The organism is Roseivirga misakiensis, from assembly GCF_001747105.1.
Lineage (GTDB): Bacteria > Bacteroidota > Bacteroidia > Cytophagales > Cyclobacteriaceae > Roseivirga > Roseivirga misakiensis.
Genome location: NZ_MDGQ01000003.1, coordinates 22,373 through 39,314, shown reverse-complemented (window position 1 = coordinate 39,314; position 16,942 = coordinate 22,373). Strand labels below are relative to the sequence as shown.

The 16,942-nt window shown below is 43.9% G+C and carries 1 protein-coding gene (only partly in view); it reads right to left on the bottom strand.

Annotated features, from left to right (window positions below; translation table 11 throughout):
- Positions 1-16,942: the 5' portion of an FG-GAP-like repeat-containing protein gene (locus BFP71_RS00575; RefSeq protein WP_069833516.1), read on the bottom strand. Its footprint begins 25,169 nt before the window's first position; 16,942 of the gene's 42,111 nt are visible here — the first part of the coding sequence; the start codon lies at positions 16,940-16,942; its stop codon lies off the left edge, out of view.

Below are 16,942 nucleotides of genomic sequence, written 5' to 3'. Positions count from 1 at the left end.
CATTATCAGTTCCATCTGTATCAAAGACATCAGAGGCAGAAACAGTGGCTGTGTTGGTAAAGATTCCAGAAGACTGTACTGTTGCTACAATGCTCAATACAGCGGAAGAACTACTGTTAAGCGCACCAACTGCCCAGATACCAGTCGAAGCAGTGTAAGTACCCGCTGAAGGAGTAGCAGACAATAAAGTATAGCCATCAGGAAGTTGATCGGTGATTTCGATTCCAGTAGCCGCATCAGGTCCTTGGTTAAGTACAGTTACTGTAAATACTACATTGGCACCTGGAGTAGGAGTAGGGTTATCTACCGACTTAGTTACGTTCAAGTCAGCAAATTGAGCAGCGACTGTTTCCGTACTGCTGTTATTTCCACCATCAGGATCAGTTTGATCAGCCGCTGTAATAGAAGCTGTATTGTCATAAGTACCCGTTGCTTTCACTTTAGCGACAATTTCTAAAGTGGCCGTTCCCGCATTAGCTACTGATCCGACAGACCAAAGTCCATTGGTATTGTTATAACTACCAAAGGCAGTAGTAGCAGAAACAAAGTCATATCCATCAGGTAATACATCTGTTACCTGAACACCAGTAGCCGCATCAGGGCCAGCGTTGTTGACGCTAATGGTGAAAGTAATATTATCATCTACGTTAGGCGTATCATCACTAGCCACTTTGGTAATGGATAGATCAGACGACTGAGCTTGCGTACTAGCAGAAGCAGTGTTGTCACCCGCATTAGGATCGTAGACATCGTTAGAAGTTACTGTAGCAGTGTTTGTAAAGTCACCAGCCGCCAGTACTGTTGCGGTAATGGTTAGTGTAGCTTGCGCATCTTTGGCAAGGTTTCCAACTGCCCAGATACCAGTTCCAGCAGTATAAGTTCCTTGACTAGGAGTGGCCGTTCCAAACGTATAACCAGAAGGTATTTGATCCGTCACTTCAATGCCCGTAGCATCCGCTACATCTGGGCCGTTGTTGGTCAATGTTACAGTAAATGTGATAACGTCACCCACGTTAGGATTTAAATCACTAACCGTTTTAGTCAAACTCAGGTCAGCTCTCGGTGCATCTACAATTGCACTAGCAGTATCATTGCCACTGACATTATCAACCTGATCTAGGCTGTTGACACTGGCAGTATTGTTAAAGTCACCATTGGCCAGAACCGTTGCGATTACTTCAAGAGTCACCACACCATCTTTCGGAAGGGTACCGATCGCCCAAATTCCTGTACTACTGGTAAAGGTACCTTGAGTAGAAGTAGAAGAGACAAAAGTATATCCACTTGGTAGTTGATCCAGCACCTGGAGGTTAGTGGCAGCATCATCTCCATTGTTGGTTGCAGTAACTGTGAAGGTCACATTCTCACCTACATTAGCAGTAGCATTATCGACTACTTTTGTTAGGGCGATGTCAGCTTCTTGCAGTGTTACTGAGGTAGAAGCGCTATTGTCAGCAGTATCATTATCAAATTGATCGGCAGTGGTTACTGAAGCCGTATTGGTGAAATCACCAGAGGCCAAAACAGTTGCTCTGATAGAAAGTACAGCAGAGGCAGAGTTTCCAATCGTACCGACAGTCCAAAGACCAGTTCCAGCAACATAGCTTCCTTGAGAAGCATTAGCAGAAACGAAGGTATACCCAGAAGGTAATTGATCGGTCACAGAGACATTAGTCGCCGCATCAGGCCCATCGTTTCTGAGGGTTACCGTAAAGATGACATCATCACCCGGAACAGGGTTAGCATTGTCAACAACCTTACTCATATTCAGGTCAGCAAACTGCGTGTCAACCGTTACCATTGACGTGTTATTGGCGGTTACTGGATCGCCCTGATCGGCTGCCGTAATAGTGGCCGTGTTGTCATAACTACCTGTAGCAAGTACAGTAGCGACTATCTCTAGTGTTGCAGTCTGTGTTGTTGAAACAGAACCGATTGTCCAAAGTCCTGAATTTTCATCATAAGAACCGAAACCTGTGTTTTTCGATATAAAAGTGTATCCATCAGGAAGTAAATCTGTTACTGAAACTCCCGTGGCTAAATCTGTTCCGTTGTTGCTTACTCTAATCGTGAAAGTTATGTCATCTCCAACATTTGGAGCGGCATCACTCACAATTTTCGATACTTCTAGATCGGCAGATTGTGTCACCAATGTCGCCGTGGCAATATTGTTTCCAGCATTCGGGTCAAATTCATTGACAGCAGTTACCGAAGCGGTATTTTCATAATCTCCTGTAGCTAATACGGTGGCTTCGATAGCTAGCGTAGCATTGGCATCTTTTGCCAATGAGCCAACTGCCCAAACACCTGTACCCGCTGTATAAGTACCAGCGCTTGGCGTTGCAGAAACGAAGGTGTATCCGGAAGGTAATTGGTCGGTAACCTCGATTCCTGTAGCAGATCCTGTACTTGGACCGTTATTCGTCAATGTTACCGTGAAGGTGACGTTAGAACCTACGTTAGGCGCAGTGTTATCAACCACTTTTTGAATTTCTAAATCAGCACGAGCAGGTACAACTGTCGCAGAAGCCTGATCATCAGCGTTATCAGGATCAAGTTGATCGAGCGTTGTAACAGAAGCTGTATTTCCATAATCCCCAGTAGATAGTACTGTGGCAGTGATGGTCAGCGTGGCAGAAGTAGCATTATTGAGCGTTCCGATATTCCATATACCTGAAGCATTGTTGTAAGTACCAGTTGATGCTGAAGCACTCACAAAAGTATATCCGCTAGGTAGTTCATCTGTAATGGTCAATCCTGTTGCATTGTCTGTACCAGTGTTAGCCGCTGTTACAGTAAAGACTACATTTTCACCAACATTGGCTGTTGGGTTATCAACTGTTTTGGTGATGTTGATGTCAGCAGTTTGTAAAGTTACCGAAGCACTTGCTGCATTATCAGTTCCATCTGTATCAAAGACATCAGAGGCAGAAACAGTGGCTGTGTTGGTAAAGATTCCGGAAGACTGTACTGTTGCTACAATGCTTAATACAGCAGAAGAACTACTGTTAAGCGCACCAACTGCCCAGATACCTGTCGAAGCAGTGTAAGTACCCGCCGAAGGAGTAGCTGACACTAAAGTATAGCCATCAGGAAGTTGATCGGTAATTTCGATTCCAGTAGCCGCATCAGGTCCTTGGTTAAGTACAGTTACTGTAAATACTACATTGGCACCTGGAGTAGGAGTAGGGTTATCTACAGACTTAGTTACGTTCAAGTCAGCAAATTGAGCAGCAACTGTTTCCGTACTGCTGTTATTTCCTCCATCAGGATCAGTTTGATCAGCCGCTGTAATGGAAGCTGTATTGTCATAAGTACCCGTTGCCTTCACTTTAGCGACAATTTCTAAAGTGGCCGTTCCCGCATTAGCTACTGATCCGACAGACCAAAGTCCATTGGTATTGTTATAACTACCAAAAGCAGTAGTAGCAGAAACAAAGTCATATCCATCAGGTAATACATCTGTTACCTGAACACTAGTAGCCGCATCAGGGCCAGCGTTGTTGACGCTAATGGTGAAAGTAATATTATCATCTACGTTAGGGGTATCATCACTTGCCACTTTGGTAATGGATAGATCAGATGACTGAGCTTGCGTACTAGCAGAAGCAGTGTTATCACCCGCATTAGGATCGTAGACATCGTTAGAAGTTACTGTAGCAGTGTTTGTGAAGTCACCAGCCGCCAGTACTGTTGCGGTAATGGTTAGCGTAGCTTGCGCATCTTTGGCAAGGTTTCCAACTGCCCAGATACCAGTTCCAGCAGTATAAGTTCCTTGACTAGGAGTGGCCGTTCCAAACGTATAACCAGAAGGTATTTGATCCGTCACTTCAATGCCTGTAGCATCCGCTACATCTGGACCGTTGTTGGTCAATGTTACAGTAAATGTGATAACATCACCCACGTTAGGATTTAAATCACTAACAGTTTTAGTCAAACTCAGGTCAGCTCTCGGTGCATCTACAATTGCACTAGCAGTATCATTGCCACTGACATTATCAACCTGATCTAGGCTGTTGACACTGGCAGTATTGTTAAAGTCACCATTGGCCAGAACCGTTGCGATTACTTCAAGGGTCACCACACCATCTTTCGGAAGGGTACCGATCGCCCAAATTCCAGTACTACTGGTAAAAGTACCTTGAGTAGAAGTAGAAGAGACAAAAGTATATCCACTTGGTAGTTGATCCAGTACCTGTAGGTTAGTAGCAGCATCATCTCCATTGTTGGTTGCAGTAACCGTGAAGGTCACATTCTCACCTACATTAGCGGTAGCATTATCGACCACTTTTGTTAGGGCGATGTCAGCTTCTTGCAGTGTTACAGAAGTAGAAGCGCTATTGTCAGCAGTATCATTATCAAATTGATCGGCAGTGGTTACTGAAGCCGTATTGGTGAAATCACCAGAGGCTAAAACAGTTGCTCTGATAGAAAGTACAGCAGAGGCAGAGTTTCCAATCGTACCGACAGTCCAAAGACCAGTTCCAGCAGCATAGCTTCCTTGAGAAGCATTGGCAGAAACGAAGGTATACCCAGAAGGTAATTGATCGGTCACAGAGACATTAGTCGCCGCATCAGGCCCATCGTTTCTGAGGGTTACCGTAAAGATGACATCATCACCTGGAACAGGGTTAGCATTGTCAACAACCTTACTCATATTCAGATCAGCAAACTGCGTATCAACCGTTACCGTTGACGTGTTATTGGCTGTTACTGGATCGTTTTGATCAGAGGTAGTCACAGAAGCAGTATTGTTATACGTTCCAGTCGACAATACTGTCGCTACGATTTCGAGTGTCGCGGTTTGATTTGCCGCAATTGATCCAATATTCCAAAGTCCAGTACCATCAGCATAGGTTCCGAAACCAGTGCTTGATGACACGAAAGTATAGCCGTCAGGTAATTGGTCAGTTACTGTTACGCCAGTGGCTGGATCGTCTCCTTTATTTTCAAGTCTAATCGTGAATGTTACATTATCACCAACGTTTGGTGTTTCATCAGAAATTGACTTTGTGATTTCTAAATCGGCAGATTGTGCCACAATACTCACGGAAGCAGTATTATCCCCCGTATTCGGGTCAAATACATCTGAAGCAGTAATCTGTGCAATATTATTAAAGTCACCCGCCGCTAATACGGTAGCAGTCATTGTCAATGTGGCATTGGCTCCATTAGCTAAATCACCTACCGACCAAATGCCAGTGGTGTTGCTGTAAGTACCTGTACTTGGCGTGATAGTTCCGACCGCGTAGCCAGAAGGTAGTTTATCGGTTACTTCAATTCCTGTTGCTGTTGTAGCGCTTGGTCCATTGTTGGTTACAGTCACTGTAAATGTTACAACATCACCTACATTAGGGCTAGTCGCATCTACAACTTTAGTCAACCCTAGATCTGCTTGAGGTGGGGCTACTGTAGCTGTAGACTGATCATCGGTGTTATCAGGATCTTCCTGATCTAAAGTGTTAACCGAAGCCGTGTTGTCATAGTCACCAGTAGAAAGTACAGTGGCCAAGATGTTTAATGTACTTACACCTGAATTGGCCAAAGTTCCTATCGTCCAAATACCAGTTTCTGCAACATAAGCACCTTGAGAAGGACTTGCAGAAATAAAGGTATAACCTGACGGTAGTTGGTCTAATATTGAAAGACCAGTCGCCTGATCGCTACCATCGTTGGTCACTGTAACTGTAAAGGTCACATTGTCGCCCACGTTTGCCGATGGATTATCCACAACCTTGGTAATATTGATATCGGAAGTTTGTAATGTAACCGTGGTACTCGCTGTATTATTAGCAGTATTTACATCGAACTGATCTGATGCAGTAACTGATGCTGTATTTGTATAATCACCAGTTGATAGGACAGTTGACCTGATGGTTAAAGTGGCTGTTGCACTATTCGCTAAGCTTGTAATTTCCCAAATACCAGATGTACTGTTGTAAGAACCAATTGAAGCAACTGCGCTTACTAAGGTATATCCACTAGGTAATTGATCCGTAATGTCAATTCCCGTTCCTTGATTTGGTCCATTATTGGTCACATTAACGGTAAAGATTACATCTTCTCCCGCTACTGGGGTGCTGTTGTCGACCGTTTTGGTGACCTCAAGATCTGCTCCTTGTGGTATGATCGTCGCAGTGCTCGTATTATTTGTATTGTCCGAATCAGCTTGGTCTACCGCGCTTACAGAGGCTGTATTTGCATAAGTACCTGTCGGAAGTACATCTACCACTATTTCTAATGTGGCTGTTCCTGCATTGTTCAATGTGCCAATGTTCCATGCACCAGTACCTGGGATATAAGTACCTCTTGATGCCGTATGGCTTACATATGAGAGACCGCTTGGAAGTGCATCCGCTATTGACAGATTATCTGCAGCATCTGGTCCTGCATTGTTTACTGTTACAGTAAAAGTTATTTGCTCTCCGACATTTGGAGATAGGTTGTTTGCTGATTTGGCAACGGAAATATCCGCGTTTTCGATGGTTGTTGTCGCCGTAGCAGTGTTATTACCTGGGTTGGCATCAAACTCATTTGCTGCTGTAATGCTAGCACTATTTGTGTAGTCACCGCTCGATTGTAGTGTTCCAACTAATGCCAAAGATGTCGTAGCGCCATTTGCTAGGCTTCCAACAGTCCATACGCCAGTACTGCTTACATAAGTTCCTTGAACTGGAGTGGCACTTACAAAACTATATCCGCTTGGTAGCTGATCAGTAATTTCAATTCCAGTGGCGTCATCAGGGCCATCGTTAGTAATGCTGATCGTGAATGTCACATTTTCACCTACATTGGCTCCAGGTAGGTCTACCGTTTTACTCAAGTTAAGATCGGCTCTTGCCGGCGTCACTGTTTGACTCGCAGTATCATTAGTTGTGTTGTTATCTAACTGATCTACAGACTGAATATTAGCAGTATTGGTGTAATCACCAGTGGAAAGTACTGTCGCAACAATTTCTAATGTTGCTAAACCGCCATCGGCAACTGTGCCTACGGTCCAAAGTCCAGTACCATCGGCGTATGTTCCCTGACTTGGGTTAGCGCTTACAAAGGTGTAGCCCGAAGGAAGGAGATCAGATACGATTACATTGGTCGCTTCGTCAGGCCCAGCATTATCTACTGTTAACGTGAAAGTAGCATTATCGCCAATGTTGGTGGCAGCATCATCTACTATTTTTGCAATACCTATATCTGAAGACTGAACTGTAACAGAAGCTGTTGCTTCATTATTGGTATCGTCAGTATCAAAGGTGTTATTACGGGTGATGGTCGCAACATTGTCATAATCTCCAGTTGTATTCACTGTCGCTTGAATTGTCAAAGTCGCAGTGGTTGAAGCGTTTACATTGCCTATGTTCCATAAACCATTTGTCTCGTCATAAGTACCTCTAGAACGGGTATTGCTTACGTAGGTGTAACCAGTTGGTAAAAGGTCTGTTATTCTAACACCATTTGCACGGTCTGGTCCAGCATTAGCAGCGGTAATAGTAAACTCAACAGTTGCTCCTGGTAGAGGAGTAGGATTATCTACCGTTTTAGTGACCGAAACTTCTGCAATTAGTGGTCTTATACTTGCTGTAGCACTATCGTTTGTATCGTCGGTGTCTGTTTGATCGACAGTGAGTAAAGAGGCGGTATTGTCAAAGTCACCAGTAGCATTCATGCTAACTCTGATCTGGAGTTCGGCTTCTTCGGCTACAGCTAAAGTTCCAATGGTCCATAATCCAGTGTTTTCATCGTATTCACCGTGTGTTCTTGAACGGCTTACAAATTCATAACCAGATGGAAGAATATCTTGTATAACAATTCCTGTTGCTACATCAGGTCCAGCGTTTAATGCAGTAATGAAGAATGTTCTCGTTCTTCCCACATTTTGGGTGGCTCCGCTTGCTCTTTTTGCTACTTGAATATCAACCGCAGAAGTAGCAATGTTCACAATAGCTGTGTTGTTGCCCAAGTCTGGGTCGAAATTATCGGCCGCTGTAATGCTTGCCACATTGGTAAATGCGCCAGCAGCATTTGCAGTTGCTGTAATTACTAGTTCAACCGTAGTTCCATTGGCAATATTACCAATGCTCCATTCGCCTGAATTGTTATCGAAAGTTCCTTGCTCTGGGGTTGCGCTTACAAAGGTGAAACCAGAAGGTATTTGATCCGTGAGGGCTACGCCAGTCGCCAAATCAGGTCCGTTATTGGTTACTGTGATTGTAAAATCAACTGATTCTCCAGCGTCTGCATTTTCTGGACTAACCGCTTTGGTTACGGCTAGGTCAGATGTAAGCGGCGCTACATTTACAGTAATCTGGTCATCTTCTTCAGAGAATAAAGCACCGTCAGAAATTCTAAAATTAAAGTCGGTAAAGTTAGTACCAGAATTTCCAGAAGGAGGGAGGTAAGTGAAATTACCAGCCACAATATCTGTGAAGCTTATTACATCTTCATCGGCGATTGGGTTACCGTTTAGTAGAAGCTGTCCTCTAGATGGTAAAGAAGTGATTCTGATATCAGTCGCTGCCGCAGATTCAGGGTCTTGGTAGTTAACTTGGAAATCGGCACTTGTAAATACGTATGCCGCATCTTGCTTGGCTTCGATTGTATTGCTATCAACGATCGGTGGTTCGTTAACATTGGTCATCTCTACTGTAATGTTGGCTGTATCTGTAAGTTTGCCTTCATCAGTAACCCGTACAACCAGGTCGTATTGGGTGGTAGTTTCAAAATCGAGTAATGACTCATCTGCTACTGTGATTTCGCCTGTAACTTCATCAATGGTGAATATTCCATCATCATTGCCGCCGATAATGGTATAAGTCAATGCATCACCAGCATCAGGATCGCTGGCTACTACGTTGTGAACAGTGGTGCCATTAGTGGCATTTTCTGGTAAGGATACCGTGGCATCATCTCCCACTGGAGGATCATTCACTGGTTGAACGATGATATCAACACCACCTGCAATTGTAAATTCCCCGTCGTTTACGGTGTATCCGAAATCTCCTGGATCACTGGTGCCATCGTATTGCTCTGGTGCATCATATACTAGCGTCGTAAGTTGAGCCGTAGTCAGAACGTCACCCACTTCTACTTCGGTACCGTCAGCTAGTTTTACTGTGCCGAGTGAAGGCAAGGAGGTTACTGCTATGGTAAAGCTATCGCCAGAATCTGAATCTGATGGTGCCGATAATCCAAGCGGTGTTGCTTGAATATTTTCGTTCATCGTGATGGTATTACTGTCGACAATTGGAGCAGTATTTCCAATATTAAAGATGAAGGTTCCTGGGGTTAAGTCTTCAGCTCCGTCGTTATCTACAGCTGCGTAAGTGAAGGTAGAAGGACCGTTATAATTTCCACTTGGATCGAAACGAATACCTAAAGCTTGTGCTGGGGTAATCGATAAGCCCTGCGTGATCACTGTGCCATCTGCCAAGGTAAGTGTTCCATGTGTAGCTGCTGGTATTGTTTTTATGATAATGGCAGTTACCGTTCCATCACTGTCTTGTGTACTTAAGTTATCTAAGTCAGTTGGGCCAGCCGAACTTGGGATTGTATTTGTATTGGTGATGTCATTCGATTCTGGCGGAGAATTCAACGTATTTATTGTGAAGGTAGCTGGAGTTGGGTCTTCATCGTTGTCGTTGTCTCTTGCTGCATATGTAAAGGAAGTTGTACCAACAAAACCAGTTGTTGGGTCGAAGGTCAAACCTGCAGCTTCGGCAGGTGTTAGTACTTGGTTTGGTGTTACCGTTGAGCCATCCGCTAGCTTCAATACACCTTCGCTTGTAGGAGGTACGCTTTTAATGACAAAAGCATCTACTGTACCGTCTACATCAGCACCTGTCAAATCATCAATTGGTGTTGCATCCGCATTGCTTTGTATTCCAGAAGCATTCGTAATATCGTCTGTCGTAGGCGGTGTATTACTCACAGGAATTGTAAAAGTGGCAGGCGTCGCATCTTCAACTCCTTGATCATCTTTCGCGGCATATGTGAAACTGGCATCACCTGTGAAAGTCAATGCTGGGTCGAACTTTAATCCTGCGGCTTCTGCCGGTGTTAATTCCTGACCGCTAGTTACTGGAGTACCATCGCTCAATGTCAGTACACCCGAAGCAGCAGTTGGTAAAGATTTAATAACAAATGCATCAACTGTTCCTTCTGCATCACTACCGGTTAGATCGTCTATATCAACACCAGCGTCACTGCTTAATATGGTACCTGAGTTTGTAACATCATCGGTAGTTGGTGGCGTATTACAAGCCGAAAATTCTGAAGCGTTTTGGAAGTCAAAAACACCTCCTGTGCTTAGTGGTGTTGTGTAACCTGTTTCACTTGTTACTACACCAGTACTCGTATCGACAGTGGCCGATCCTGCACCTAAAGTTCCGTCTTTATCAGTATCTGATAGGCCTGCTTCGAGACTGTCAAAACAACCGTCTCCGTCTGCGTCTATTTCGGATGCATCTATAATGCCATCACCATCAGTGTCTTTTGTAGGAGTAATTAAAATCCCATTATCCGCTACCGTTTCAAGCGCATCAAATAGACCGTTAGTTCCTGAAAGGGTAGTGGCGTTATCAATAATGCCATCGTTATTTCCATCCGTTTGGCCATGGCCTGCTTCAACTAGATCAAAGATTCCATCATTGTCACTATCAAGGTCAAGACTGTTTGGAATGCCGTCTAAATCAGTGTCCAGGTTACAACCTGGGCCTCCTGTAACGACTATGGAAAGATTGTCTATTAAATTACCCGAAGCTATACTGCCGCTTGCTGAACTATTTGCTTGGAAGACTATAAATGTCTCAGTTTGTCCACTCGGAACTGTATAGGAACCAGTGTAAGTGCCCCAAGCTGTATTGCCATCAGTCATTGTGGCCTGTGCAATGGCGCTGGCTACTGAACCACCTATTTTGATAACCGCTTCGTCCGTACCTTCTAATCCTCTATGTTGAACGGACCATGTTATCGTAGTGCCTTCAGCGATAAAGATTTGTTGGAATAGGGCAGCGTCTTGCGTACCGTTTATTTCAAAATATTGACTTCCTTCAGCGGCATTAATACCACCGTAACCATTTCTTGCTACTTCTATTAAGTTGTCGGAAGCATTAGTTTGCCATCCATCAATTGTGTTCTGTAGGACTTGGCTATTTGTTCCACTGATTATCGGGAATTCAAATCCGGCGTTTACAACAGTTTGGCACTCATCGGCATCTGGAATACCATCATTGTCATCATCTAGGTCATCAGCATCGGCTACACCATCTAAGTCAGTATCAAGGGCCACATTGACGATGTAAGTCGCTGGAGTACCATCGGTATCGCCATCATTGTCTTTGCTTGAAAAGGTAAATGAGGCAGGGCCTTCAAAACCGCCGACTGGATCGAATTTCAGTCCATTGGCTTCTGCAACAGTAAGTTCTTGTCCTGCGGTAACAGGTGTGCCATCTGCTAAGGTCAATATGCCTTGCGAAGCAGTTGGCAGGGTGTTTATCACAAAGTTTGTGATTGTGCCATCGCCATCGGTTCCTGTCAGGTCGTCGATATCAACCCCACCAGCACCAGAAGGAATAGCTGTACTACTTGTGATGTCGTCGGTATCTGGTGGCGTGTTGGAAATATTTATGGTGAAAGTAGCCGCTGATGCATCTTCACCGCCATCATCATCTTTTGCGGCATAAGTAAATGTAGCTGGTCCATTATAAGTGCCTGATGGATCGAAAAGTAACCCGTCGGCTTGCGCAGTGGTAAGTTCCTGCCCTGTGGTAACAGGCGTACCATCTGCTAGTGTCAAAATACCATGTGCTGGATCAGGTAATGTCTTTATGACGAACGCATCAACTGTACCATCGCTATCTGCACCAGTTAGGTTATCTATAGCCGAGCCATCAGCATCACTTTGAATCGCATCTGTAGAAGTAATATCATCGGTTGTAGGTAAGTCGTTGATGTCATTGACATCGATCGTCATGGTGTAATTCGTGCCTATTTCCGTACCAGCATCGCCAGAATCATCTTTTACTTTAAACTGGAAGCTTGCGTATCCTACGCCATTTTCGTCGGCAACTGGTTGGTAGGTAAATAGTGTTCTGTCGGTAAACTCTGCCTCGTTCGTGATATCAGAAGTCGTTACGGGTACTCCGTTATAGAAAAGTGTTCCTTGGGCTGGAAGGCTCGCGATGATAACTGCCTCGAAACTATCACCGTCTTCATCGGCAAAGAAGAAATCAGTGTTGGCAAAAGTTAGTGTTCCGTCTTCATCAACATTAACTGTATTGTCAGCACTTAGTGGTGAGGTAACAGGGTTGTCGAAATTGAGAATCAAACAAGCATTAAAGTCTGCGGAAAACTGTCTTACTGAACCAGGTGTATTGGTTTCGCCTGATACACCCATTCTGAACTCTACGATGGCCACATCCTCAAACTTGAGGTGCAACATATTTCTAGCCTCAGTATTGTTAATACCTCCTAAACCAGTTGTGCCGGTTGGTCTGTAAACAATAAATGGATCTTCAAAAGTTCTTGTTAGGCGGGTGTTAGATTCCTGGAAAATTTGTCCGGTCTTCACACCAACAAATTCCCTTCTTCCACTACTTGAAGCATCAATATCAGCAAAAGTGGCTCTGAATTCAGTTTGGTCAACTTCGGTAGTGGTGCCACTGGCGACAAAAGTAAATTTAAAGTCGACATAGCCTGTGCCACTATTGACATTTGCATTCGCAACTCTGATTCTTGGCTGGAAAGCGTTCGGTTCACCTGCTCCTGAATCATCTAATGCATCAAGTATTGCATTATCAATTGTAAGGATCTCAATTAGTGCATCAACACCTGTTGTCGTTGTGGTAAATCTGTAAATGGCACCTTGTTGACGATCGGTTCCAGAAATTAAGCTCGATGAAGTAAAGAATTGGGTGGGTATGGCCGAACATGCCGGGACGTTGTCTATACCTATTGTCGTTTTGGCTGTATTACTGATTCCTGTACCATCAGTTACGGTAGTATTGACAATCCGATCTGTCGTTGTCAACGAACTCGCAGTATTTCTGTAGACTATTTGACTTAATGCCAAAGCATAGTCAGCTTTTGAAGCTGTTCCTGTAAGTGTAATCGTTCCTGTTGATGAGTTGTAAGCACTGGCGGTTATACCTGTAGGTAATGTACCAAATGCGAAAAGTGACTCCGAAGTGCCATCAGGTCGGTTTGTCAAGGTAATGGTAGCACCAGTCATTTCTACATCATCCAAATCGCCCACCGAAGCATCGGTATCTGCGATCGGAATTGCGCTTCCGCCTAATGAGAACGTAGTAATGTATCCGCCTTCAGTGGCTGTAGAATTATCGTCTCCATCTAAATCTAAGATAGGAGGGTTACAAACAGCGCTCGTAAAGGATAGGTCACCATCAGCATCGAATTCAAAACTTCTTGTACCTGTAGTGAACACACCTCCGCTATAAGTAACACTAAAAGATGTTTTGCCGATAATGTTGATTTGTACGGCTCCTTCTAAGTCTGTTGCGCCTTGGTTTTGTGTTCCAGAAAAGCTTAGGCTTGTTCCGTTTAATTGTGCTAACACATTTGAGTTTGATTCTAATGTGAAACCAGCAATCTCAGTGGTGTTAACCGTTACTGTTTCACCAGCCGTTCCACTGCTACCATCTAAGTCACCAATTAAGAAAGCAAAATTGACAGCGATTGGGGTGGATGTACCCATTTCAAAGAACTCATAAAGTAGCGTGACGTCTGACGCTGCGTTTAGATTGAGGTTTGCATTATCTCCAACTACATTTAAACCATGGTTAATCCCCGCATTACTCTGAGCAGTAGAAGTGACCCTCATATCTACGGTAGTCATGCCTTGTGCACCGATCGACGTGTAGGTGATTGTTTCATTTAAACCTGACCCACTTGCATTAGAGGTTCCAGCATAGGTAAAGCTACTATTGCCGCCCGTTCCGACGCCTTCGCAACCGCTAAGACTGGCAGCTGAGAAAAGACTCATGGTTGTAGTTGCTGTATTACTATTATCTGTACCGTCATTGATGACCACTGTTATGGATCGATCAGTAAGGTCTGGCGTGCCATCAGTATTTTCGTAAACGATCTGCGCTAAAGCGGTTTGATAACTTGCCAGAGTACCTGAGCCGGTTAATGTTATTACACCCGTTCCACTGTCATAGCTACTCGCAGTAATTCCGTCAGGTAAAGCACCTAATACTCTTAAAGATTCATTTCCTCCGTCAAGAATATTCGTTAAAGTAATTGTCGCACTTTCTATGTTTGTATCATCTAAATCGGTTATGCTCGCGTTTTCAGCGATAGGCGTTGGTAGGCCGTCAATGGTGAAGCCTGTTGCTAAATCGTTTCCTCCCGTATTACCGTCCAAATCAAGCGTAGGGGCTGTGTTGACTTTGTTTACAGCTATGGTTGTAGTTGCTGTAGAACTATTGTCGTCACCATCATTTACAACGACATTTATAACTCTTGCGTCGTCCTTAGGATCATTACTGGCGTTGTTATATTCTACTTGTTGAATTGCAGTTTGGAAGTCACTCAAAGAGGCTGGTCCAGTGAGGGTAATGACGCCAGTATTGGGGTCGTAAGCACTCGCTGTAATGCCCGTAGGTAATGCGCCATTAATAGAAAATCCTTCGTCTGCGCCATCAAGAATGTTGGTTAGCGTGATAGTAACAGATTCGATTTGGGTATCATCAGTATCGCTAATTCCTATATCCGTGTTTGCGATAGGCACAGCACCGTTTCCTTCCGTAAAGGAAGTGGAAAAACCTGATCCACCACTACTTCCATCGAGGTCAATTTCTGGAGCGGTATTCACTTTTGTAACGGAAATCACACTTGTAGCCGTGTTACTATCATCTGTACCATCATTGACAACCACCGATATATTGCGATCCGTCTCTGTAGGATCAACATCAGTATTATTGTATTGAATTTGTTCGATTGCCGTAATGTAGTCTGCCTTAGAAGCTGAACCAGTTAAGGTCAAAACACCTGTGCTGGCATTATAGCTACTGGCTGTAATACCAGCTGGCAATGCACCGTTGATTGATAGACTTTCTGAAGCACCATCAGGTCGGTTAGTTAAAGTGATAGTGGCACTTTCAATGTTAGTATCGTCGACGTCTACAATTGATACATCTGTGTCTGCAATGTTTACAGCACCGTTTCCTTCTGTGAAACTATTGCTGAATCCTGTTCCCGCTTCGCTACTATCCAAATCGAATTCTGGAGGCGTATTACAGGCCAATACAGATGCATCTGTGTCTTTTACAATGAGTGTTTGCTCATATTCTAGACTGGATGACCCTATATTTAAGGCAGAAATTGAAGCTGGTGTTACGGAAATGTCTACGGTTGTTCTTGATCCTCCACTTGATAGGAAGGATGTACTGACAATGTAAGATGCATTAGGTCCGTTTTGTAAACCAAAGTGAAGAACAGGAGTCTCTTGACTACCATGCCCTGAACCACCATTTACTTCTTGGATAGGGGATAGGATGTTGCCATCACAGTCTTTTAGAACGACTGTCGCACCCAGTGCGCTTCTCGTGAGTCCGCCACCAAGGTCAAGTTGAGGTATGACATTCAAGTAGTTATTCGCAAAGCCACTTGTAGCGACTTCGCTTGAACTCCCAATCAGGTCGTTTCTCCAAAGTTGATTGTTGTCACCATTCACATTGATGTAGACATCCAAATCGCCATCGTTGTCATAGTCCACCATACCGACGGCTTCAACGTTTTCTCCAACTTCTATTCCGTTGTTGTCATTTGGCTGATTAAAAAGGAAGCTACTGCCCGTGGTGTTATTCAACATGAGGTAGCTATCGCCATTACTGTCTCCAAAGAACACGTCAATATCTCCATCATTGTCAATATCACCAGTTGCAATACCGTCAATCCCAGAGTCATTAAGTAGGTTGTTATTAGATCTTCTAAAGGGATTTGAAACTGCTGAGAATACCCCTGGCGAGGTTTGTTGATAAAGTGTTGGAGTGCCGCTATTGGCATCCGAACCCCAGATGAAGTCAAAGTCGCCATCGCCGTCAAAGTCGGCAGTGACCACCGCACCTTTGTTTCCATTGCTTGCATCTTCATTAAATGAAGTATTGACTGTAAAAGTACCATCTCCATCATTGATGAACATGTCATAATTGTTGCTGTCAATGCTGTTCGAATTGGAATTACCTTCTTTTCTAGCGATGATATCCATGAAGCCATCGTTGTTGATGTCAACTACAGCGATGTAATCACCAGTGTTAGATCCGTTTTGAGGAAGTCCTAGGCCACCAGCTCCTGTGCCAGAGGCGCCAACACTGTTTCGGGTGACTTGATCAAATCGATTTCCAGAAACTGACGCGCCATCATTTTTAAAAATGTCTATACCAAAATTGTGACTTTCAATGATAAGATCTAAGAAGCCGTCATTATTGTAATCCATAAAAGCCAAACCTTCTGTGTTTATCCCATCGGACATACTGGTAATGGTCTGGATTCTTGAAAATGAGGAACCGTTATTGTTTTGAAAAATGGCTATGTGTCTTGTCGTGTTGACAATGAAATCTGGGTAACCATCATTATTAAAATCTCCCCAAATGGCCGATCGTTCGGTTTTGGTGCTTTTCAGATTAGGAGCTACGCTGCGTGTAACATCTATAAAAACTCCATTATCGTTTCGAAGAAGGTATGATCGTCTAGACGAATTATTATCATTAGTGTTGACCAAGAGATCTAAGTCACCATCTAAATCATAATCCGCAAAGGAGAACCCACCGTCTTTATTCCGATTATTGACATTAGAGTCGTCTTGACCGTTGCCAGCGACATCGGTAAAGTTCTGTCCAAAGGACGAAAGGTTTAAAGACAAAAAACCGACTAGAGTTAGTAAACCCAGTCGGAAGTTGAAACATCCGAAGATATCAGCAGCCAT